This is a genomic window from Actinoplanes sp. L3-i22, assembly GCF_019704555.1.
GTDB lineage: Bacteria > Actinomycetota > Actinomycetes > Mycobacteriales > Micromonosporaceae > Actinoplanes.
In genome coordinates, this window is sequence record NZ_AP024745.1 from 7371774 (window position 1) to 7392297 (window position 20524).

Annotated in this window: 22 protein-coding genes; 7 read left to right on the plus strand and 15 right to left on the minus strand. The window is 72.7% G+C overall.

Annotation, left to right across the window (positions count from 1 at the left end; all coding sequences use genetic code 11):
- Position 1: 1 nt before the first annotated feature.
- Positions 2 to 724: an ABC transporter ATP-binding protein gene (locus L3i22_RS33215; protein WP_221321436.1), complete on the minus strand. Its 723-nt coding sequence runs from the start codon at positions 722 to 724 to the stop codon at positions 2 to 4.
- A 211-nt stretch (positions 725 to 935) separates the two neighbouring features.
- On the opposite strand from L3i22_RS33215, the gene L3i22_RS33220 reads away from it, so the two are divergent.
- The gene (locus tag L3i22_RS33220; protein ID WP_221321437.1) at positions 936 to 1256 is read left to right on the plus strand and encodes a hypothetical protein; all 321 of its coding nucleotides are present in this window, start codon (positions 936 to 938) and stop codon (positions 1254 to 1256) included.
- Positions 1257 to 1364: 108 nt separating this feature from the next.
- On the opposite strand, the gene L3i22_RS33225 is transcribed toward L3i22_RS33220, so the two are convergent.
- From L3i22_RS33225 to L3i22_RS33240, 4 genes are all read right to left on the minus strand, one after another.
- On the minus strand, positions 1365 to 1979 hold the full coding sequence (locus tag L3i22_RS33225; RefSeq protein ID WP_221321438.1) for a hypothetical protein: 615 nt from the start codon (positions 1977 to 1979) through the stop codon (positions 1365 to 1367).
- Between the two features lie 100 nt (positions 1980 to 2079).
- On the minus strand, positions 2080 to 3603 hold the full coding sequence (locus L3i22_RS33230) for a hydantoinase/oxoprolinase N-terminal domain-containing protein (protein ID WP_221321439.1): 1524 nt from the start codon (positions 3601 to 3603) through the stop codon (positions 2080 to 2082).
- Entirely contained in the window at positions 3600 to 4622 is a 1023-nt protein-coding gene (locus L3i22_RS33235; RefSeq protein ID WP_255657356.1) for a DUF917 domain-containing protein, read from the minus strand. Before L3i22_RS33235 ends, L3i22_RS33230 begins: the two co-directional genes overlap by 4 nt.
- Positions 4619 to 6013 (minus strand): cytosine permease, encoded by a 1395-nt coding sequence (locus L3i22_RS33240; RefSeq protein ID WP_221321440.1) that lies wholly within the window; start codon positions 6011 to 6013, stop codon positions 4619 to 4621. The genes L3i22_RS33235 and L3i22_RS33240 overlap by 4 nt, the downstream gene beginning before the upstream one ends.
- A 93-nt stretch (positions 6014 to 6106) precedes the next feature.
- Between L3i22_RS33240 and L3i22_RS33245 the strand changes: the two genes are divergently transcribed.
- From L3i22_RS33245 to lexA, 3 genes are all read left to right on the plus strand, one after another.
- Positions 6107 to 6706 (plus strand): TetR/AcrR family transcriptional regulator, encoded by a 600-nt coding sequence (locus L3i22_RS33245; protein WP_221321441.1) that lies wholly within the window; start codon positions 6107 to 6109, stop codon positions 6704 to 6706.
- Positions 6707 to 6832: 126 nt separating this feature from the next.
- The gene (locus L3i22_RS33250; RefSeq protein ID WP_221321442.1) at positions 6833 to 7000 is read left to right on the plus strand and encodes a hypothetical protein; all 168 of its coding nucleotides are present in this window, start codon (positions 6833 to 6835) and stop codon (positions 6998 to 7000) included.
- Positions 7001 to 7170: 170 nt separating this feature from the next.
- Entirely contained in the window at positions 7171 to 7812 is a 642-nt protein-coding gene (gene lexA, locus L3i22_RS33255) for a transcriptional repressor LexA (protein ID WP_221321443.1), read from the plus strand.
- 15 nt (positions 7813 to 7827) lie between these two features.
- Here the strand turns inward: lexA and L3i22_RS33260 are convergent, their stop codons facing one another.
- Positions 7828 to 8661, minus strand: coding sequence for an oxidoreductase (locus tag L3i22_RS33260; RefSeq protein WP_221321444.1), 834 nt, complete (start codon positions 8659 to 8661; stop codon positions 7828 to 7830).
- Positions 8662 to 8763: 102 nt separating this feature from the next.
- Here L3i22_RS33260 and L3i22_RS33265 point away from each other — a divergent pair, with 102 nt between their 5' ends.
- Positions 8764 to 9594, plus strand: coding sequence for a helix-turn-helix transcriptional regulator (locus tag L3i22_RS33265; protein WP_255657357.1), 831 nt, complete (start codon positions 8764 to 8766; stop codon positions 9592 to 9594).
- Here the strand turns inward: L3i22_RS33265 and L3i22_RS33270 are convergent.
- From L3i22_RS33270 to L3i22_RS33285, 4 genes are read right to left on the minus strand one after another with little or no spacing between them, the layout of a single operon-like run.
- Positions 9591 to 10013, minus strand: coding sequence for an SRPBCC domain-containing protein (locus L3i22_RS33270; RefSeq protein WP_221321446.1), 423 nt, complete (start codon positions 10011 to 10013; stop codon positions 9591 to 9593). The genes L3i22_RS33265 and L3i22_RS33270 overlap by 4 nt on opposite strands.
- Positions 10003 to 10323, minus strand: a complete 321-nt coding sequence (locus L3i22_RS33275) for a helix-turn-helix transcriptional regulator (RefSeq protein WP_221321447.1) — start codon at positions 10321 to 10323, stop codon at positions 10003 to 10005. The genes L3i22_RS33270 and L3i22_RS33275 overlap by 11 nt, the downstream gene beginning before the upstream one ends.
- Complete coding sequence (locus tag L3i22_RS33280; protein ID WP_221321448.1) at positions 10316 to 10693, minus strand: VOC family protein; 378 nt, start codon at positions 10691 to 10693, stop codon at positions 10316 to 10318. Before L3i22_RS33280 ends, L3i22_RS33275 begins: the two co-directional genes overlap by 8 nt.
- Before the next feature lie 33 nt (positions 10694 to 10726).
- Positions 10727 to 11107, minus strand: coding sequence for a VOC family protein (locus L3i22_RS33285; RefSeq protein WP_221321449.1), 381 nt, complete (start codon positions 11105 to 11107; stop codon positions 10727 to 10729).
- Between the two features lie 185 nt (positions 11108 to 11292).
- On the opposite strand from L3i22_RS33285, the gene L3i22_RS33290 reads away from it, so the two are divergent.
- The gene (locus L3i22_RS33290) at positions 11293 to 11946 is read left to right on the plus strand and encodes a hypothetical protein (protein WP_221321450.1); all 654 of its coding nucleotides are present in this window, start codon (positions 11293 to 11295) and stop codon (positions 11944 to 11946) included.
- Here the strand turns inward: L3i22_RS33290 and L3i22_RS33295 are convergent.
- Positions 11888 to 13552, minus strand: a complete 1665-nt coding sequence (locus L3i22_RS33295; protein WP_221321451.1) for an MFS transporter — start codon at positions 13550 to 13552, stop codon at positions 11888 to 11890. The two genes, L3i22_RS33290 and L3i22_RS33295, sit on opposite strands and share 59 nt — an antisense overlap.
- Before the next feature lie 263 nt (positions 13553 to 13815).
- Here L3i22_RS33295 and L3i22_RS33300 point away from each other — a divergent pair, with 263 nt between their 5' ends.
- Positions 13816 to 15567, plus strand: a complete 1752-nt coding sequence (locus L3i22_RS33300) for a thiamine pyrophosphate-dependent enzyme (protein ID WP_221321452.1) — start codon at positions 13816 to 13818, stop codon at positions 15565 to 15567.
- 54 nt (positions 15568 to 15621) lie between these two features.
- On the opposite strand, the gene L3i22_RS33305 is transcribed toward L3i22_RS33300, so the two are convergent.
- The 4 genes from L3i22_RS33305 to L3i22_RS33320 form a co-directional block, all read right to left on the minus strand.
- On the minus strand, positions 15622 to 16443 hold the full coding sequence (locus L3i22_RS33305) for an alpha/beta fold hydrolase (RefSeq protein ID WP_221321453.1): 822 nt from the start codon (positions 16441 to 16443) through the stop codon (positions 15622 to 15624).
- A 14-nt stretch (positions 16444 to 16457) separates the two neighbouring features.
- On the minus strand, positions 16458 to 17174 hold the full coding sequence (locus tag L3i22_RS33310) for an alpha/beta fold hydrolase (protein WP_221321454.1): 717 nt from the start codon (positions 17172 to 17174) through the stop codon (positions 16458 to 16460).
- 102 nt (positions 17175 to 17276) lie between these two features.
- On the minus strand, positions 17277 to 17720 hold the full coding sequence (locus L3i22_RS33315; RefSeq protein WP_221321455.1) for a hypothetical protein: 444 nt from the start codon (positions 17718 to 17720) through the stop codon (positions 17277 to 17279).
- Between the two features lie 127 nt (positions 17721 to 17847).
- Positions 17848 to 20520 carry a LuxR family transcriptional regulator gene (locus L3i22_RS33320; protein ID WP_221321456.1) on the minus strand — a complete coding sequence of 891 codons (2673 nt, stop codon included), beginning with the start codon at positions 20518 to 20520 and terminating at the stop codon, positions 17848 to 17850.
- Positions 20521 to 20524: the final 4 nt, after the last annotated feature.

Genomic DNA, 20524 nt, shown 5'->3' on the forward strand with positions numbered 1-20524 from the left:
GTCAGCCGGCCACCGCGGCGAAGACCGCACCGGCGGACGGGCTGACCAACTCCCGGTGCACGACGCCGTCGCGCAGCACGAGCACCCGGTCGGCGCGGGCCGCGGCCTGCAGGTCGTGGGTCACCATGACCACCGCCCGGCCCTCGCCCGCGAACGCGACCAGCAGCTCCAGCACCTGCACGCCGGCGGCGGTGTCGAGCGCGCCGGTCGGCTCGTCGGCGAACAGCACGTCGGGCCGCAGGGCCAGCGCCCGGGCGATCGCCACCCGCTGCTGCTGGCCGCCGGAGAGCGCGGACGGCAGCGCGGCGGCCCGGTCGGCCAGTCCGACCCGGTCCAGCGCCCGGTCGACGTCGGCGGCGCTGATGCCGCGCCGGGCCAGGCGCGCCGGCAGCGCCACGTTGTCCCGGGCGGACAGCGACGGGATCAGGTTGTAGGACTGGAACACGAAGCCCAGATGGTCGCGGCGCAGCCGGGCGAGCGCGCCGCGGCTCAGCGACCCGATCGGCGTGCCCAGCAGGCGCACCGTGCCGGTGGTGGCCGGCTCCAGGCCGGACATGCAGTAGAGCAGCGTCGACTTGCCCGAGCCGCTGGGGCCGACGATCGACAGGAACTCGCCGGGCGCGACGCCGAGGCTGACGCCGCGCAGCACCGGACCGTCGTCGAACGACTTGGTGAGACCCTCGACCGCCACGATCGGCGTGGTCGCGGGCGTACTAATGATCATGATCGCCAACCTATCCAGTGGTCCCGCCGGAACCGGGCCGGGCCCGCTGGTGTGCCCCGGCGGGCAACCGCCGGTTCCCTCTCGGGTGCGGCCCCGCGGGCAAGGCCGGTTGCCCGTGCGGGAACGGCCGCCGCGGACCTACCGGAGCCGGCCCTTCCCGGGTGCTTGACTCGGGCCCTGACTTGCACGAACTCCAGAAAGCGACACCCTCATGAGCGACCTCGCGAACGCGATCGAGATCCCGGCCGGGCACACCTTCGACATCGACTTCCAGATCTTCCGGTCGCGGATCACCTTCGGGTCGGCGTCCCGGCTGACCTTCGAGATCCTCGGCGGCAACGCCGGCGGTCTGGCCCAGACGGTCGACTTCCAGGTCGTCGTGCTGCGCCCGGGGCTGTTCGCGGTGACCTGGCAGGAGCCGGACAACACCACCGTGGTGCACCTCGAGGACTTCGCCGAGGGCCAGGTCCACGCGAGCATCACCCAGCCGGACGGAAAGTTCCTGCGCCTGTCCGGCAAGATCATTTCCTGAACCCGGGGACCGGGCTCACGCCGTACCAAATCAGCGATTTTGATCTTGAAGTTGGGGTGAGCCGGGCCGTCCGGCGACGGACGACCCGGCCACCATCGACGCTCAGCCTTAGCGGGCCGCGCCGCACGGGGAGCAGGACGGCCGGGTGCCGCGGACCTCGTAGCGCCAGTAGTGCTGCGCCACCGTCGCGCCGCTGGTCACGTAGACGTTCATCGTGCCGGCGATGTCCGGGCTGTTGTGCGACGCGCTCAGTGCCGGCGAGCCCCCGTAAAGCGCCTGCACCAGGCGCTTGCCGGAGGTGGTGGAGGCGTCGCCGAGGTCCCACACGTGGGTGTTCGAGCTGCTGGACACCGCGGTGTACGCCTTCGTCCCGTTCTGACTGAGCTCCCAGACCTTGCCGCCGAAGTTCTGGTAGTTCACCAGGTGGACGATGTCCGTGAAGGTCGACGAGGTGCGCTGCGAGTACCACCACTGGGCCGGCGTGTTGGCATTGCACACCGCCAGGTAGACCGCGTGCGTGTTGGAGCCGATGTCGTTCGCGTTGGTGCTCAGGCAGTACGTGTAGTCGTTGAAGCCGTCGTAGTAGTCATTGACGATCATGTACCAGCCGTTCGACGGGTACGCGGCCTGCGCCGGCGACGCCACCGCCAGCGTGGCCAGCGTGGCAACGGCGGCCAGAAGCCCGGCGAGCAGCGCTCGCAGTCTCCCGATACGTACGGTCATCATCATCCCCCATGTCGGTTACCAGTTGCGGGTCCATGATCGTCGATGGGTTGTCGATCATGTTGCCCCGATACGTGGCCGCCAGGTGAACAACGAGGGCCTATCCGACCAGCGGGCCGGCGGCCTTGACGCGAAGGCGGACCGCGGGGGTGGACAGGTAGCTCAGCGGCGTCTCGGTCACCTCGGTCACCCGCACCCGGGCCGGATCGGCGCCCGCCGCGACGGCCCGGGCCACCGCCTGGCGCTCCGCCGCCGCCATCGCCGGGCCGTGCCGGACGCCGAGCGGCACCACCGCCTCGGCCCGCCCGCCGGCCTCGGCGGTGGCCGCGCCGACCGCCGCCGCCACCCCGGCATGCTCCGGCCGGATCACCTCGCCGGCCGGGTCGGCGATCGGCGCACCCCCGCCGACCAGCACCAGCGGCAGCCGGCCGCGCCCCCCGCCGATGACGTCGACGGCCTCCGCGAGCCGCGCGTCCAGCAGCGGCAACGCACCCCGCAACAGGTCGTGGAACCGCCGGCCGGGGGTGGTGTGCCCGATCCCGGTGCGCCCCGCGTGCCGGGCCACGTCGGTGAGCGTCGGCGTGCCGCCGCCGAAGACCAGCGCCTGCGAGGTGATCGCGTGCGCCACCGACCGCGGACCCAGCCGGGGCTCGGCGGCGGTGCCGTGCACGATCGTGCCGCCGCCGATCGGGACGGAGAGGACGTCCGGCATCGGCACCGCGAGCCGGATGCCGCCGATCGTCACGCCGACCGTGCTCTGCCGGGGCTGGCCGCCGGTCAGCACGCACAGGTCGGTGGTGGTGCCGCCGATGTCGGCGACGATCGCGTCCCCGATCCCGGCCAGGATCGCGGCGCCGCGGACCGAGTTCGCCTGGCCGCTGCCGATGGTCAGCACCGGGAACCGGGCGGCGTGCGCGGCGTCCATCACGGTGCCGTCGTTCTGCGCCAGGTAGCAGGGAATTCCCGGGTGATGTCCGTCGACGGCCGCGGTCAGCATCCGCACGACCTGGGCGAGGGCGGCGTTCAGGATCGTCGCGTTCTCCCGTTCGAGCAGTCCCGGCCCGCCGATCTCATGGCTGAGCGAGACGGGCACCTCAGGACCACATCGGATCAACACCCTTTCGCGTACGGCGTTCTCCTGCGAACCGTCCGAGGTGGCGAAGACCCCGGTGACCGCGACCGCGTCCACCCCACCGCCGTCCGCGACCTTGTCCAGGAACCGGTCGATCGCGTCCTCGTCGAGCGGGGTGAGCGGCCGCCCGTCGAGCAGCACCCCGCCCCGCACGTGCGCCACCCCGCCGTCGACGCTCGCGCGCAGATCCGCCGGCCAGCCGGTGAACGGCGGGACCGAGGCGCCGGAGGGCGCGCCCAGCCGCAGCACCGCGACCCGCCCGAGCCCGCGCCGCTGGACCACCGCGTTGGTGGCGTGCGTGCTGCCGACCACGATCCGCGAGGCCCGGGTGACGTGCTCGCCGAGCGCGTCCAGGGCGGCCCGCACCCCGCCGGTCACGTCCTCGGTGGTGGGCCGCTTCACCGCGGCGAGCACCCGGCCGGCGGCGTCGAGCGCCACCGCGTCGGTGTTGGTGCCGCCGACGTCGACGCCGATCACCGTTTTCGGGCTCATGCCGGCTCCAGGTGGTATCCGAAGGCGGCCGGGCCGGCGATGGCCAGGCCGCGCGGGGTGCGCCAGATCGGGTCGCCGGGCCAGGCCAGGACGCTGACCCGCTGGCCGTAGCGCAGCGCCTCGGTGGCGATCGGCACCCCGCTGTCCGCGTCGACCACGGTGATCAGGTCGGGCACGGCGGCCAGCACCACGCCGTCGCGGCGGGCGATCAGGTTCTCGTTCTGCACGTCGATCACCACGTCGCCGACGGTCACCGTGCCGCGGACGAAGCCCCCGGCGGTCTGCCGTTCCACCGCGGTGACCTTGCCGGTGACCAGCAGGTCCGCGCCGAGCTCGGCGAGCAGCGCGGGCACCGGGTCGGTGGCGCCGGCCAGCCGGTGCCCGATCGCCAGGGCCCGGCTCACGCTGCCGGTCACCACTCCCCCGGCGGCCTGGCCGGCGGTCATCACGTAGTCGGCGAGGACCGCCGCCGAGCCGGAGGCCACGCAGAGCGCGCGGGCCCACTGCTCGGCCCAGCCCGGGTCGACGGTGTCCAGCGTGGCCACGTTGCCGACCACGTCGGCGAGCACCACGACGCTCGGCGGGATCTCGGCCACGTGCATCGCGACCATCTGCAGCTCGGGGTAGGCCCGGCCCATCCCGTCCGCGTCGAGCAGCGGCAGGCCGAGGCCGGCCGCCCAGCCGAGCGGGGCGACGCCGTTCGCGCCGCCGATCTCGGTCGGCATCACCGCGGTGACCGGCCGGCCGTACCGGGCCTCGACCGCCCGCCGGATCGCGGCCGGCTCGTCGCCGCTGGCCAGCAGTTCGTCGGCGACGGTCGGGGCGCCGATCGAGGAGAGCGGCAGGATCAGCGCGTCCGGGTCGAGGTCGTCGAGGGTGAGCAGCGGGACCGGCCCGTGCTCCCGCAGCGCGCGGGCGGTGGCGAGGATCTCCGGCTCGATGCCGCCACCGCCGCCGGTGCTGAGCACCGCGCAGCCCAGCGCGAGCGGCCGGACGTCGTCCTCGGTCAGCCGCCTCACCGGTATCGCCGCCCGGCCAGCAGGTAGGTCAGGCCGCCGACCAGCGGGCCGGCCAGCCAGGCGAGGTCGAGGCCACCGAGCGCGGTGGCGACCGGGCCGCTCCACTGGGTGGTGGTGACACAGAGCGTGCCGGCCACCGTGCCGGTGATCATCGCGGCCAGGCCGGCCAGGTTGACGCCGCCGTCGTACCAGAACGGGCCGCCGCGGGACTCGTCGTGCAGCTCGGCCGGGTGGTAACGGTTGCGCCGGACCAGGATGTCGACCACGTAGATCGCCATCGACGGGCCGAGGAAGGTCACCGTGAACTCCAGGACGCCGTTGAGGGTGTCCAGGAAGTTCGCCGCGAGCAGCGCGTAGACCGCGATCGCCCCGCCGACCGCGGCGTCGATCAGCACCGTCCAGGCCCGGCTGGCCCGGACGCCGAGCGCCTGCAGGCAGAACCCCGACGAGTACGCGGTCAGCACGTTGTTCGTGATCGAGCCGAGCACCACGACGGCCAGGAACAGCGGGTAGAACCAGCCCGGGACGAGCGCCGCGATCGCGGTCTGCGGCTCGGTCATGTCGATCCGGGTGCCGGCCAGCACGCCGAGGGCGGCGATCACCACGGCCGGCAGGAACCCGCCGAGCGCGGTCCAGCCCAGCACCCGGGCCGGCGAGACGTCCCGGGGCAGGTAGCGCGAGTAGTCGGCGCCGGTGGCCCAGGACAGCGGGATCGACGCGATGATGGTCAGCCCGGCGCCGGCCGTCGCGATCAGCGCGGTCCCGTGCAGCGGCTCGGCCGGCTGATAGCCGGGGTCCGCCCGGCCCAGGACGAAGACACCGAGCACGACCATGCAGACCGCGAGCAGGCCGGACAGGACCGGGCTGAACCGGGCGATGGTGGCGTGCCCGTAGACGCTCAGGCCGAACGTGGCGGCCGCGACCACCGCCACGATCACGGCCTTCACCGGCACCGACGCGGTCAGTCCGAGCTGCCCGGCGAGGGCGAAACCGGCCAGCGAGCCGATCGCGAGGTTGACGCCCTCGAAGGCGACCGCGATGACCCAGCCGACCCCGGCACTGAGCACCCGGTTGCCGCGCACGCCGAACATCGCCCGGGTGATCACCACCCCGGGCGCACCGGCCACCGGGCCGGTGACCGCCAGCGCGCCGACGCCCAGCCAGAAGAGGTTGCCGGCGACGACCACCGCGAGGGCCTGCCAGAGCGAGAGCCCGAGCAGGATCATCGTGCCGCCGAGCACGAAGTAGAGGTAGGTGATGTTGGCGGAGAGCCAGACCCAGAACAGCTCGCGGGGCCGGCCGTGCCGCTCGGATTCCTCGATGTGGTCGATGCCGCGGGTCTCGATCCGCCCGGGGACGTCGATGGGTGGCTGATGCGTGGTCAGGTTCAAGGCGACCCCTTATTGAGCAGGTGCTCGATAAGATGCCGGTGCGGGGCGCACCTGTCAAGATCCGTACCACGGCGTGGCCGATAGGGTCGGCACATGCGCGAACGCAAGGACCCGGCCGCCCGGCGCGCCGAAATCGTCGCGACGGCGGCCGGCGTGGCCCGCGCCGAGAGCCTGGAAGCCGTCACGCTGCGCCGGGTCGCCAACCTCCTCGGCGTGACGTCGAGCCTGGTCAGCCACTACTTCCCGGTGGCCGAGCAGCTCGTCGCGGAGGCCTTCGGCACGCTCGTCACGGCCGACCTGCAGGGCCACTTCGCGGTGGTCGAGCGGCAGGCCGGCGCGGTCGCGCGATTGCGCACGCTGCTGCGCCGCTGGGTCACCGCCGACACCGAGCCGTCCGCCGCCGTCTGGCTGGACGCGTGGGGGCAGGCCCGCACCAACACCGCGCTCCGCGAGGAGGTCAACCGCCGGATGCTGGCCGGGCACCGCCGGGTGGTGGACCTGCTCACCGCCGGTGTCGCCGAGGGCGCCTGGTCGCCGGCCGACCCGGACGCCACCGCCTGGCGGATGCTCACCCTGCTGGACGGCGTGATCGTGCACGTCACCCTGCGGGTCAACGTCGTGGTGGCGGACACCTACCGCGCGGTGGCGACCACCATGGAGACCGAGCTCGGGTTGCCACCGGGCACCCTCTGAGCGTTTTCGACAGGCTCCGCACCCACCGGGCCCCGCTGGGCGATGCGTATCCCGGTGTCCATTCTTCAATAACGAATTGATGATGGCGTGCGGGCCGAACGGACAGTTTCGTGTACCGTTCCAGCCATGTTCGATTTCGAGTACGAGTCCGATGTAACAATCCAAAGTGAACCCCGCTGGGGCCGAATAGGCTCGCTTTCCGGCACGCTGTTCGCCATGGTCGGAGCCACCTTGGCGGCGATGACACTGCCCAGCGTCGCGCTGGTCTGGGCGGTCCGGGTGATTAGCGGCTGACCATTGCGCACAATGGACGAGCGGTTCGCAGTCGAATAGTCACGGCCCGCAATTGCCGTGACCATTGAATGACTCGCCGTAATGAAACGGCAACGTTCGATCACGTCACATTCGGGTAGCGGTCGGCGCGTCGCCCGCTGTTCACCTCCGGCGTGTAGCAGGCTCTGCGGGTGCTGCCCGAGGAAGAGTTCGACACGTCCGTCCTGCCCGAACGCCTGCGCCGGATCCTCACCGTGATCCGCGACGCGGCGGTGAAGTACGGATACGCGCCCGCCACCCGGGAGATCGCCGACGCGCTCGGCATGTCCACGTCCTCGGTCAGCCGCCACATACGCACCCTGGAGGAGCACGGCTTCCTGCGCCGCGGGCGGAGCGTCGGCCGCCCGGTCGACATCCGGATGTTCCTGCGGCCGGCCGACGAGTCCCGGCCGCCGGCCGACACGGTCGGGGTGCCGCTGGTCGGCACGATCGCGGCCGGCTCCCCGATCCTGGCCGCCGAGTCGGCCGAGGAGCTGCTGAACCTGCCCCGCGAGCTGGTCGGCCGGGGCACCCTGTTCAGCCTGCGGGTCCGGGGCGACTCGATGGTCGACGCCGCGATCTGCGACGGCGACATCGTGGTGATCCGCCAGCAGGCCGAGGCGTGGAACGGGGACATCGTGGCCGCGATGATCGACGAGGAGGCCACCGTGAAGGTGTTCCAGCGCCGCGGCGGGCACGTCTTCCTCGACCCCCGCAACCCGGCCTACCAGCCGATCCCGGGCGACGACGCGGTCATCCTGGGCAAGGTCGTCTCGGTCCTGCGGCGGGTCTGATCCCCCGGCCCCGGGTCAGTCGACCAGGGCGTTCAGACGGGCGAGGGCGTCGTCGGGCAGCTCGACATCCGCGGCGGCGACGTTCTCGCGCAGGTGCGCCACCGACGACGTACCGGGAATGAGCAGGATGTTGAAAGATCGTCGCAGGAGCCAGGCCAGCGCGGTCTGCTGCACCGACGCGCCGACCGAGGCGGCCACCTCCGTCAGGACCCCGGACTGCACCGGGCTGAAGCCGCCGAGCGGGAAGAACGGCACGAACCCGATCCCGTCCGCGGCCAGCTCGTCGATCAGGGCGTCGTCGGTCCGCAGCACGATGTTGTAGAGGTTCTGCACGAAGACGATCGGCGCGATCGCCCGCGCCTCGGCGACCTGCTCCGGCGTCACATTCGACAGACCCAGATGGCGTACGAGGCCTTCGCGCCGCATCTCGACCAGCTCACCGAACCGATCGGCGAGCGACTCCGGCCCCGCGACGCGCAGGTTGACCGCGTCGAGCGTGTCCAGCCCGAGGTGCTTGAGGTTGTCCAGCACCTGCTCGCGCAGGTTGTCCGGCGACGGGTCCCAGCTGCCGTCCGGTCCCCGGCGGAAGCCGATCTTGGTGACAATCCGAAGATCATTACGGTACGGGTGCAGCGCCTCCCGGATGATCTCGTTGGTCTCCACCGGACCGTAGAAGTCGCTGGTGTCGATGTGCGTGATGCCCAGCTCGACGGCGGTCCGCAGGACCCGGACCGCCTCGGCCCGGTCCCGCACCGGGCCGAACGCGCCGGGGCCGGCGAGCTGCATGGCGCCGTAGCCCATCCGGGTCAGGACCAGGTCGTCGGCGAGAGTGAGTGCGTCGTGGTTCATGCCGACGATCCTGCTGCGCCGGACCCGATCCCGGCAGCTACGGATCATCCTGGTACCGGCCGTACCAGGATGATCCGGCCGGGCGGTGGCAGCATGGTGGCCATGGATCAACTCGGTGCGACGCTGCGCTCCTGGCGCGACCGCCTCGACCCGGCCGCCGCCGGGCTCGCGCACCACTCGCCGCGCCGCGTCCCCGGCCTGCGCCGCGAGGAGCTCGCGGTGCTGGCCGGCATCTCCGCCGAGTACGTGGTCCGCCTCGAGCAGGGCCGCGCCCCGACCCCGTCGGCGCAGGTCTGCTCGGCGCTGGCCCGCGCGCTGCGCCTCTCCGACGACGAGCAGGCCCACCTGATGCGCCTGGCCGGGCACGCCGCCGGCCCGGCCCGGGTCCCCCGGATCATCCCGAGCAGCCTGTACCGGATCATCGAGCGGCTCGACGGCCACCCGCTCGCGGTCTACGACGCGGCCTGGCAGCTGTTGCACTGGAACCCGCTGCTCGCGGCCACCTTCGGCGACCCGACCGTGCGCGGTGCGGACGGCCGCAACGTGCTGATCCTGCACTTCGAGGGCGCCATGGACCGGATCCGGCAGAGCCCCGCCGAGCGGGCCGCGTTCGAGGAGTCCCTGGTCGGCGACCTGCGCGCGACGACCAGCCGCTACCCGGACGACCCGGCCGTGACGGCCCTGGTCGCCCGGCTGCACCGCGGCGCCCGCTTCCGCGAGCTGTGGACCCGGCGGTCGGTCGCCCCGCACCGGAGCGCCAGCAAGATCGTCGAGCATCCGGCGGTCGGCGACATCGCCCTGGACTGCGACGTGCTCACCACCCAGGGCTCCGACCTGCACCTGGTGGTCTACACACCACGGCCGGGCACCGACGCCCGCGGCAAACTCGACCTGCTGGCCGCCATCGGCACCCAGGAGATGTCCGCCCGCTAACCGGCGAGTTCCGCTTCCAGCGCGCGCATGACGTGCGACCGCCAGCCGCCGCCCATGATCCGCAGGGCCTGCCGCTGGAACGGATCGCCCGGATCGAACCCGTCGTGGCGCAGGAACAGCCGGGTGCCTCGGCCCTCGGCCGTGAGCGTCCAGGTGACCGTGCTGTCCAGGGTGCCGCCCTGCCAGGCCCACCGCAGCAGCCGCTCCGGCTCCAACGCGAGCACCCGGCAGTGCACGATCCCGTCGAAGCCCGGCCGCGGGGTGGTCCGGAAGGTGAAGCGGTGGCCGAGGACCGGGGTGAAGTCGTTGGGCATCAGCCACCGCGCCAGCCGGTCGGGGTCGGTCAGCGCCCGCCACACCTTCGCCGGCGGATGCGGCAGGTACTGGTCGACCTCGATGCTGGTGGCCTCAGTCGTCATCGTCGGTTTCCAGGAAGTCGGCCAGGCCGTGCAGCCGGTCCCGCCAGAAGCGCTCGTAGGGCGCCAGCCAGTCGGCCAGGTCGTTCAGCGGTTCGGCACGCAGCGAGTACACCCGCTGGCGGCCGGCCCGGCGCTCGGTGACCAGTCCGGCGTCCTTGAGCAGCCGCAGGTGCTCCGAGAGGCTCGGCCGGCGCATGTCGAACCGTTCCGCCAGGGCCGCCACCGGGTGCGGCCCCTCGTCCCGGAGCAGCCGCAGCACCTCGCGCCGCGCCGGGTTGGCGATCGCGGTGAAGACGTCCACCTCAGGCACGGGCGGGCCGGCCGCGCAGGACGAGCCGGTTGCCGTCCGGGTCGGCGAAGACCGCGAACCGGCCCCACGGGGCGTCCTGGACGCCGTCGGGCACCGCCACCCCCTTGCCGGTGAGGTCGGCGACCTCGGCGTCCAGGTCGTCGGTGTGCAGGACCAGCCCCTGCAGTGATCCGGGCGGCATGGTGTCGAACCAGGTCACCAGCGTGATCGAGGTCTGGCCGCCCTTCGGCGCGACCTGGACCCACTGCTGCGCCGGACCCATCTCGTTCTGCCGGACGAGCTCGAAGCCGAGGGTGCCGACGTAGAAGTCGCGGGCCCGCTCCTGATCACGGACCGGCAGGGACAGCACGTCGATGTGAGTAATCGCCATGCCGCCAAGAATAGGTAGGGAAAAACCTACCGGTCAAGCGTCGTGGAACGGGGCCGGCTCCGCCGGGATGCGTTTGGACATCAGGCAGAACTCGTTGCCCTCGGGATCCTCCAGGACGATCCACGAGCCACTGCCGACGATGGCCGACCGGGTCGCGCCGAGATCGAGCAGCCGGGCGAGCTCCTCGTCCTGCTCACGGTCAGTGGGACACACGTCGAAGTGCAGCCGGTTCTTCCCCGTCTTGCCTTCCGGGATCCGGATGAACAGGATGTCGGGGCTGGTCGTCGCGCCGCGAATGGCGACGCCGGTCCGGTCCCGGGCGAAGATCCGGTAGCCGAGGGCCGCGCTCCAGAAGGCGGCCATCAACTCCGGGTCCGCGCAGTCGACGACGATGTCCCCGATCCGGCTGGTCATGCGCCGGATCATAGGCCGAGCGGCACTGGTAAGAAGATCACGGCCGAGGGGCGTCAAGGTCCCTAGAACGTCCTGAGCACAAGGAAGTTCCCGTGTCACGCTCACGCACAGCGCCTCGGTTCGCGAAGTCGACCGAGCCGGGCCGGGTCGGTTTGCCGGCCGCGGCCCTGGCCGGTGCCCTTGCCGTGCTTGCCGCCTGCAGCGCCGGACCGACCCGTCCGACCGCGAACACCACTGTCCCGGCTGCGACGCAGGCGGCAACGCCGGCGGGAAGCAGCGCCGCCACACCTCGCGCCACCTGCGCCGCCCCGGCCCCATCGGGCGGTGCCATCCAGGACGCGCCCGCTCCTGATCCGAGGGTGTGGAACTTCGATGCCATCCCCGGCGCCTGCGCCGAGCCGATCACCGGCGAGCTGGTGCCGAAGTGGGACCTCACCCGGTCGTACCGAAAGAAGAGAGGCCGATACGTGGAGTCCTTCTTCTACGCGGGCACGGCCGGTCCTCTCAAGGGTCGAACGATCAACGCGACCGTCGATGTCGGCGTGACGGACGGCCTTCCGCACTATGTCGCCTGCGCCGGCGGCGGCACAGGTGTGGACCGCTTCCAGGACGCGGCGCTGCGTGACTTCATCGTGGACTGCTGTCGGACGGTCGTGCCGCCGGCCGAGCTGGCGAAGTTCCAGGAGTGGTTCGACACGTCGTTCCGCAAGCTCGGCCTGTCCACCTATCAGTACAACGGCACGGGCTTCGGATCCCAGCTGGAACTGCACGACAACTGGATCAAGCTGGAGATGGTCGGCCACGATCCGAAGAACGTCCCCGGCCCGCCGCCCCTGTGAGACCTGAGCCGGGTGCGGGGAGGGCGAGAACCAGCAGGCGCTGCGTCGAGACGGCGTCGGCGAGGGCTTCGGCCCGCTCGCGGACCTGGTGGTCGAACGGGGTCTGCCGGTGCTCACCCTGGTCCAGGTAGTCCGCCCGGGACGCCACCCGGTACTGCTCGATCAGCAGGCCGGGCTCGGTCGCGTCGCTGAGCAGCGCCCAGTGCGTCGCGCCGGTGCGCAGACGGCTGGTCCGCAGGTCGTGCAGCGCGTCGAGGAAGGCGTCGCGGCGCTCGTCCGGAACCTGATAGCGGACGACGATCTCCATCGGGTCGTCGGGCCGGCCGGCGAGGGTGGCCTCGGGCAGCACGCCGTCCGGGATCGCGGTGCGGTCCCCGAGGTCGGTGCGGCGCAGCGGCAGCCGCGTGCCGGCCACCGCCGTCACCAGCAGCAGCACGCCGGCGACGGCGAAGGTCCGGCCGATCCCGGCCCAGGTGGCCACGGCACCCCAGGCGGCCGCGCTGCCGGCGAAGACACCGAACAGGACCATCTGGTAGACCGCCAGCGCCCGGGCCCGTACCCAGTCGGGCAGGAACGCCTGGGTGGTGGCGTTCAGGCCGGCGATCACGGCGATCCACGCCACGCCGACCGGTACCAGTACCGCCACCGCCACGGCCGGGTCGCGGGTGACCGCCAGGGCGAGCAGGCCCGCGCCGTAGACCAGCCCGGCGAGCGTCAGCTGACGCGACGCGGAGAGCCGGCCACGCAGCGCCGGCAGCAGGATCGCGCCGCCGACCGCGCCGGCCCCGGCCGCGCCGAGCAGGATCCCGTACCCGGTGGCGCCGAGCCCGAGGCGGCCCTCGGCCAGCGGTGCGAGCAGCGCCCACAGCACGTTGGCGGGCACCGCGAACAGCACCAGGCGCAGCAGGATCCGGCGGACCGCGGGGGCGTGCCGGACGTAGCGGGCGCCGGCCTCCAGACTCGCCCAGGACACCGCCCGGACCGCGGACGCGGCCGTCCGCCCGGCGGCGGGCGCGGCCAGCAGGGCGATCCCGAACAGCGCGAAGGAGACCGCGTTCAGCGCGAAGAGCCAGGCCACCCCGAGGTGGGCGAGCAGCAGGCCGGCGATCGCCGGGCCGACCGCCCGGGCCAGGTTGACCCCCAGCGAGCTGAGCGCGGCGCCCTGCCCCAGCTCGGCGCGGGGCAACAGATCAGAGACCATTGCCTGGTACGCGGGTAGTTGCGCGGCCGCCCCGCAGCCCAGCAGGAAGGTGAACAACAGCAGCACCCCGGGGGTGGTCTGCCCGGCCGCGGTCAGCAGCGCGAGCAGTCCGGCCAGGACGGTCTGCACCCCTTGCACGACCAGCAGCAGCCGCCGCCGGTCGAGGAAGTCGGCGACCACCCCGGCCGGGATCACCAGCAGCAGGACCGGAACGCTGGACGCGCTCTGCACGAGCGAGATCAGCAGGCTGGTGCTGTGGTGCTCGATCAGCAGCCACTGCCCGGCGACGGTCTGCATCCAGGTGCCGACGTTGGCGACGAACGCGGCGAGCCAGATGGTCCGGAACACCGGCCGGCGCAGCGGCGCCCACGCCCCGGGCGACGGCTCAGTGCCGGGTGGCGGCATGCGGTGCTCCCTCGGTGGTGGACGACCATGCCGACAGCCGATGACCGGGCTCGGTGCCGTCACCGGGAGCACGCCGGTCACGACGTACGTCGTCATCGTCTTGTTGTTGATCTTTGTTTCCTCGATGGAGAACCGCGGCCACTCGGACCGGACGCCGGCAGCGGAGTTTTCGCATGGGTCGAGCCTGCGGCCGCACCGGCGCGCTGCCATCGGTCGGTCGACTGACGGATGCCGGGCGGCGGGCCGGGCCACAGGCTGGGGCGATGGGAAACACACTCGCCGACGATCTCGTCGGTTTGCTGGTCCAGGCCGGCGTCACCCGGATCTACGGGCTGGTCGGGGACAGCCTCAACGCGTTCAGCGACGCCGTCCGGCGCAGCGGCGGCGCGGCGCACGGCGGCATCGACTGGATCCACGTGCACAACGAAGAGGCCGCCGCGTTCGCCGCGTCCGCCGAGGCGCAGCTCACCGGGCGGCTCGCGGTCTGCGCGGGCAGCTGCGGGCCGGGCAACACGCACCTGATCCAGGGGGTGCTGGATGCGCACCGCTCCGGGGCGCCGGTGCTGGCCCTGGCCTCGCACATCGCCGCCCGGCAGATCGGCTCCGGCTTCTTCCAGGAGACCCGGCCGGAGGACCTGTTCCGGCAGGCCAGCCACTACTGCGAGCTGGTGTCGACGCCGGCGCAGCTGAGCCGGTCGACCCGGCTGGCGATCCAGAACGCGGTGGGCAAGGCCGGCGCGTCCGTGCTGGTGCTGCCCGGCGACCTGCTGGCCGCGGAGAGCACCGGGGATCCGTTGCCCAGCGCCACGGTCACCGCCCGGCCGGCGACGCTGCCGACCAGCGACGGCATCCGGGAGCTGGCCGAGCGGTTGAACGCCGCGGACCGGGTGGCGATCTTCGCCGGCATCGGCTGTGCCGACGCTCGCGAGGAGGTGCTCGCGCTGGCCGGGCGGCTGAACGCGCCGGTCGGGCACACCCTGCGCGGCAAGGACGTGCTGCAGCACGACAATCCGTACGACGTCGGGATGACCGGGCTGCTCGGGTACGGGGCCTGTTATCAGGCGCTGCACGAGGCGGATCTGGTGCTGTTGCTGGGGACGGATTTTCCGTACGACGACTTCCTGCCGCAGCGGAACACCGTGCAGATCGACATCGACCCGGCGCGGCTGGGCCGGCGTACCCCGCTGGTGCAGGGCGTGGCCGCGGACGTCGGCGAGGCGGCGCGGGCCGTGCTGCCGCTGCTGCGCGAGCGGACCGACCGGTCGTTCCTGGACGCGATGCTGCGCAAGACCGAACGCGATCTGCGGACCAGCGTGGACGCGTACCGTACGGCCCGCCACCAGCAGACCCCGATCCACCCGGAGTACCTGGCCGGCCTGGTCGACGAGCTGGCCGACCCGGACGCGGTGTTCACCGTGGACACCGGCATGTGCTGCACGTGGGCGGCCCGCTACCTGACCCCGAACGGGCGGCGGCGGATCCTCGGCTCGTTCGTGCACGGCTCGATGGCCAACGCGCTGCCGATGGCGATCGGCGCGCAGATCGCCGCACCGGGCCGGCAGGTGGTCACGTTCTCCGGCGACGGCGGGCTGGCCATGCTGCTCGGCGAGCTGCTCACGGTCAAGACGCACCGGCTGCCGGTCAAGATCGTGGTGTTCAACAACTCCAGTCTCGGCATGGTGCGCCTGGAGATGCTGGTGGCCGGCGACCCGCCGTTCGAGACCGATCACGACCCGGTCGACTACGCGGCGATCGCCGCGCCGATGGGTTTCCACACCCGGCGGGTGACCGACCCGGGCGACCTGCGGGCGGCGATCACCGAGATGCTCGCCCACGACGGGCCCGCGCTGCTCGACGTGGTCACCACCAAGGACGCCCTGGAGGTGCCGTCGCACGTGACCTTCGCCGAGGCGCGCGGCTTCGCGCTGGCCCTGGGCCGGACCGTGCTCTCCGGCGGGGTCGGTGACGTGCTGCGCCTGGCCGAGACCAACGTCCGCAACATTCCGCGCCCCTGAGAAACGACCGTGCCCGCCGGTGGCGACCGGCGGGCACGGAGTCCTGCGACGTGCTCAGCTCTTCCAGAACTCCAGAAGATCAAGATCCAATTCTTGCTGGTACGGGCCGGCGATACCGTGCGGGGCTCCCGGGTAGACCTTGAGCGTCCCGTTCTTGACCAGGTCGATCGACTTGAGCGCGGCGTCGGCGATCGGCACGATCTGGTCGTCGTCCCCCTGCGCGATGAAGATCGGCACGTCGAGGGCCTTGAGGTCCTCGGTGAAGTCGGTCTCCGAGAACGCCTTCACGCAGTCGTAGACCGAGGTGAACCCGGCCTGCATCCCGAGCCGCCAGAACTGGTCGCGCTGCCCCTGCGAGATGGTCGAGCCGGGCCGGTTGGTGCCGAAGAACGGCCCGGACAGGTCCTGGAAGAACTGCGACCGGTCGGCGAGCACGCCGGCCCGGATGCCGTCGAAGACCTCGATCGGCGTGCCGTCCGGGTTGGTGTCCGACTTGACCATGACCGGCGGGACCGCGCCGACCGTGGCGACCTTCACGACCCGGCCGACGCCGTGCCGGGCCGCGAACCGGACCGCCTCGCCGCCGCCGGTCGAGTGCCCGACCAGGATGATGTCCCGCAGGTCCAGGGCGCGGACCAGGTCGTCCAGGTCGGCCGCGTAGGTGTCCATGTCGTTGCCGTGCCAGGTCGGCGTCGACCGGCCGTGGCCGCGCCGGTCGTGCGCGATGGCCCGGAAGCCGTTGTCGGCGGCGAGCTTCATCTCGACGTCCCAGGCGTCGCCGCTCAGCGGCCAGCCGTGACTGAAGATGATCGGCTGCCCGGTCCCCCAGTCCTTGTAGAAGATCTCGGTGCCGTCGGCGGTGGTGATGAAAGGCATGGAGGTGGTCCTTCTCAGAGAGCGACGGTGGCGAGGGCCTCGCGGATGATGTCCGCGACCTCTTTCGGGTGCGACAGCATCACCAGGTGCGACGAGTCGATCTCGGTGACCTTCGCGCCGGCCCGCTGGTAGCCGAACCGCTCCACGTCCGGGTTGATGGTGTGGTCGGAGCTGGCGACGACACCCCAGGACGGCTTGGTCCGCCAGGCCGCCACCGGCGCCGGCTCACCGAACGCGAGGCCGGTCAGCGGGCGCTGCGCGACGGCCAGCACCCGGGCCAGGGCCGGGTCGACGTCGTGGGCGAAGACGGCCGGGAACTTCTCGATGTCCACCGACACGTCGGTGCCGTCCTCGGCGCCGGGCACCGGGAACTTCGTGTAGACCAGCGCCTGCGCCAGGTCGGAGTCGGGGAACCCGCCCTGCAACTGCCCCAGGCTCTCGCCCTCGGCCAGCGCGTAACCGGCGAGGTAGACCAGGCCCGCGACGTTCTCCTCGGCGCCGGCCACGGTGATCACCGCGCCGCCGTAGGAGTGCCCGACCAGCAGCACCGGCCCGTCGATCTGCCGGACCACCGAGGCGATGTACTCCGCGTCGCCGGTCAGGCTGCGGTTCGGCACCGCCGGGGCGACGACCTTGACGCCGCTGTCCAGCAGCTCCGGAATCAGCTTCGCGAAACTGGACGCGTCCGCGAACGCGCCGTGCACGAGCACGAGCGTGGGTGTGGTGGACATCTGGATGCTCCTTCGTCGTAGAACAACTACGACGAGATCGTGTCCCGGAATCCGCCCGCTGCCGTCCGTCAGTCGACCGCTCCGCCGCTGCCGGCCGTCACATCAGGAGAGCTTCACGCACGGTGCGCCACCCTGCTGGTCGTCCTTTTCCCAGAAGAAGCCGCACAACCGCGTGCCCCGCGGGAAGTCGTAACCCAATTTCTTCCAGTTGAACCACCCGCGCCCGACCGCACAGCTGCTTCGGCTCTTTTTCGGCTCGATCCAGGCACGCGTACCGTCCGGGAATCGGGCCTCCATCTGGGCGCTGTAGTGGCACACCAGATCCCAACTTCCCTTGTCCCGGGAGATCTCGAATTCCCGGACGCGGGTCCGGGTCGCCCAGACGTGCACGCACACGATGCCGGCGGGGGCCGCGGTGCAGCCTTCCGTCCCGTGGGCCTGCGCCGGCGTGGCGGCGGAAATCGAAATCGAGACCCCGATGACCAACGCGGCGGCCACCGAGAGAGCACGCCTCATGATCCCCGATCCGGCGAGTTCTGCGCGCATTTCTGAATCATCTCCAGACCTGATTTCCTGCCCCTACTTCTGCTCCGCAAGAGCATCACGGAAACCGGTGCACGACAAGCCATTTCCCTCGAACGGGAAGATCCAATTCAATGCGCCGACACGCGTTTTATCCCGGCTGAATCAACGCTCGCAACTGGTGGCGATTTCCGACGCCCAGTTCCGCGTAGATCCGGTACAGGTGCGAGCCGACGGTCCGCGGTGACAGGCAGAAGCGGTCGGCGATGTCCCGGTTGCTCATCCCGGCCGCCGCCATCCGGGCGATCGTCTGCTTCTGCGCGGTCAGCGCGTGGAAGCCGGCCGTCTCCGGGGCCGGCTCACCGGCCGGGCGCAGCGCGACCGGCAGCGCGCGGTGCGCCTGGTCGGCGTGCCCCGCGGCGCCCACGCGCAGAAAGGTGTCCCGGGCCGCGAGCAGGTACGGCCGGGCGTCCAGCGGCCGCTTCCGCCGGCACAGCCAGATGCCCAGGTTGAGCTGCGCCTCGGCGAACTCCACCGGCCAGTGCAGCGCTCGTTGCGGATCGGCGAGCACGCGGCCGAACGACTCCTCGGCCCGGTCGGTGTCGTCCAGCAGCGCTTCGGCGTGCGCCAGCAGCATGATCATCCGCCCGGTCGGCTGGGTGCCGGCGGCCGTCCGGGCCCGCGCCAGGATCCGCGCGGCCTCCGGAACGTGCCCGGTACAAGCCGCGGTGAGGGCGAGTTGCGGCAGGCTGCGCGGCCCGAGGAAGTAGTGCCGGGGCTCGCCCTCGGCGTCGAAGAGCCCGCGGAAATGCCGGTAGGCCCGCTCATGGTCACCGGCGGCGAGCACCGACAGCCCGGCCGCGCGCAGCTGGACGCTGTCGGCGAACGCACTGGTACAGGACGGCGGCGGCAAGATGTCGAGGCCGGTGGCGTCGTGGCGCAGGGCCCGCACGGTGGCCCGCAGCGCCGGCACGAGGCTGTCCAGCAACGGGACCCGGCACACCGCCGCCAGCCGTTCGGCCCGGTCCAGCGTCCGATCGGCCTCGGCCCACCGGCCGCTGTCGATCAGGGCGAGCGCCAGCAGCGGGTACGCGGCCAGCGCGGAACCGGGCGCACCGGCCGCCCAGACCGCGCCCAGTCCGACCGCCGCCCTGGTCGACTCGTCCCGCAGGAACGCGACGGTTCCGGTGAGCAGCCCGGCCGCTCCCGGGGCCGCCGGCTCCGGGCCGCCGCCGGCCGGGTCGCCGATCGTCCGGACGACCCACCGGGCGAGACCGGCATCCGCGAGCGGGATCATGCTCGTCCCGAGCTCCCCCGCACCGCCCTCGCCGGCCGGCGCCAGCAACGCGGGCAGCTGCTCCCGGTGGGCCCGCACCCCGGACAGCAGCGCGGCCGACGCCGCGACCAGCACCGCGCTCAGCGTCACCAGCCCGTCCCGCGGCCCCCGCCGGACGGCCCGCGCGGCCGTCTCGAAGGCCCGCTCAGGTTGCTCGCGGTGCAGCAGGGCGAGCCCCGCGCTGCACGCGGCGACGGCGGTCAGATCGGCGTCGCCGGTGGCGGCGGTGACCTTCGCGGACAGTTCGAGCGCCCATTGTGGCCGGCCACCTCGGTGGGCGGCCAGGGACGCCCGGGCGTAGCGGCGGGCGGCGTCGAGGTCGCCGATGCTGTGCTCGGCGGCGGACTGCAGCGCGGCGGCCTCGGCCAGGTGGCCGCCCGCACCTTCCGCGGCCACCTCCAGTTCGGCGGCGACCCGCGCATCAGGGCCCGGGGTCACCGCCGCGCGATGCCACGCCCGGCGATACCGGTCGCCGGTGGCCGCGGCCAGGTCACGATGGGCCCGGGCGATCGCCGCCGGGGTCGCGCCGGTCACGCACGCGGCCCGCGACAGCGGATGCCGGAAGTGCACGGAGCCGTCCCGTACGACGACGATCCCGGCCCGCTCGGCCTCGGCCCAGTCGGCCACCCCGGCGGCCCGGTTGAGGATCCCGGGGTGCTCGGCGTCCCCGGCCAGCGCCGCGTGCAGCAGCAGCCGGCGGGTCGGCGGCGACAGCGCCCGGACCTGGGCCTCGAACTCGTACGGCAGCCGCTGACCGGGATCGCCGAACACCCGCAGGGCCAGCGGGTTCCCGGCGGCCCGGCGCAGGATCTCGTCCCGGGCCCGGGCGTCGCCGGGCGGCCGGCGGGCGTCGAGGAGCCGGGCGGCCGCGTCCTCGGCGAGCGGCCCGACGTCGTACCGGGGAATGCCGTTGATGAGCGGGCCGGGCAGGTCGCCGTCGCGGGCGGCGAGCAGCAGCGCGATCCGTTCGGTCGAGGTGTGCCGCAGCGCGGCGACGAGCAGCCGCAGCGACTGTTCGTCGGCGCGGTGCACGTCGTCGGCCACGATCAGCAGCGGTGCCCGGCGGGCCGGCCCGTCCAGCGCGAGCAGCAGCGCGGTCACCACCGCCGGCTCGTCGACCGTACGGCCCGGTGGCAGCGGCGCCCACAGCTCGGTCAGCCGTGGGCGCAGGTGCCCGGGGAGCCGGCCGAGGTCGGGCCCGAGCAGACGCCGGAGCAGGGCGAACGGGCGGGGACAGACCGGCGGGGTGGCGTGCCGGATCCGGTGGCCGCGGCGCCGAGCGTCGGCGGTGGCGGCGTCGAGCAGGGCGGTCCGGCCCACCCCGGCCGGGCCGCAGAGCAGCAGGGCGGCCGGGCCGAAGGCGGCGGCGTCCAGCACCGCGCCGAGGTCGGCCAGTTCCCGGGCCCGTCCGATGAGTGCCGTGTCCGCCGAGTTCACCACGCTCGGCAGTCCATCATCGGCGCCGGGGCGGCACCAGGAAGGAAGCATGAAG

Excerpts from the sequence above, each read along its gene's own strand:
- L3i22_RS33250 (WP_221321442.1), top strand. The coding sequence starts at position 6,833 with ATGTTCGATTTCGAGTACGAGTCCGATGTAACAATCCAAAGTGAACCC.
- L3i22_RS33305 (WP_221321453.1), bottom strand. The coding sequence starts at position 16,443 with ATGCCTTTCATCACCACCGCCGACGGCACCGAGATCTTCTACAAGGAC.
- L3i22_RS33280 (WP_221321448.1), bottom strand. The coding sequence starts at position 10,693 with ATGGCGATTACTCACATCGACGTGCTGTCCCTGCCGGTCCGTGATCAG.
- L3i22_RS33285 (WP_221321449.1), bottom strand. The coding sequence starts at position 11,107 with ATGACCAGCCGGATCGGGGACATCGTCGTCGACTGCGCGGACCCGGAG.
- L3i22_RS33320 (WP_221321456.1), bottom strand. The coding sequence starts at position 20,520 with ATGCTTCCTTCCTGGTGCCGCCCCGGCGCCGATGATGGACTGCCGAGC.
- L3i22_RS33315 (WP_221321455.1), bottom strand. The coding sequence starts at position 17,720 with ATGCGCGCAGAACTCGCCGGATCGGGGATCATGAGGCGTGCTCTCTCG.
- L3i22_RS33220 (WP_221321437.1), top strand. The coding sequence starts at position 936 with ATGAGCGACCTCGCGAACGCGATCGAGATCCCGGCCGGGCACACCTTC.
- L3i22_RS33230 (WP_221321439.1), bottom strand. The coding sequence starts at position 3,603 with ATGAGCCCGAAAACGGTGATCGGCGTCGACGTCGGCGGCACCAACACC.
- L3i22_RS33260 (WP_221321444.1), bottom strand. The coding sequence starts at position 8,661 with ATGAACCACGACGCACTCACTCTCGCCGACGACCTGGTCCTGACCCGG.
- L3i22_RS33310 (WP_221321454.1), bottom strand. The coding sequence starts at position 17,174 with ATGTCCACCACACCCACGCTCGTGCTCGTGCACGGCGCGTTCGCGGAC.
- L3i22_RS33225 (WP_221321438.1), bottom strand. The coding sequence starts at position 1,979 with ATGACCGTACGTATCGGGAGACTGCGAGCGCTGCTCGCCGGGCTTCTG.
- L3i22_RS33270 (WP_221321446.1), bottom strand. The coding sequence starts at position 10,013 with ATGACGACTGAGGCCACCAGCATCGAGGTCGACCAGTACCTGCCGCAT.
- L3i22_RS33215 (WP_221321436.1), bottom strand. The coding sequence starts at position 724 with ATGATCATTAGTACGCCCGCGACCACGCCGATCGTGGCGGTCGAGGGT.
- L3i22_RS33265 (WP_255657357.1), top strand. The coding sequence starts at position 8,764 with ATGGATCAACTCGGTGCGACGCTGCGCTCCTGGCGCGACCGCCTCGAC.
- L3i22_RS33245 (WP_221321441.1), top strand. The coding sequence starts at position 6,107 with ATGCGCGAACGCAAGGACCCGGCCGCCCGGCGCGCCGAAATCGTCGCG.
- L3i22_RS33300 (WP_221321452.1), top strand. The coding sequence starts at position 13,816 with ATGGGAAACACACTCGCCGACGATCTCGTCGGTTTGCTGGTCCAGGCC.
- L3i22_RS33295 (WP_221321451.1), bottom strand. The coding sequence starts at position 13,552 with ATGCCGCCACCCGGCACTGAGCCGTCGCCCGGGGCGTGGGCGCCGCTG.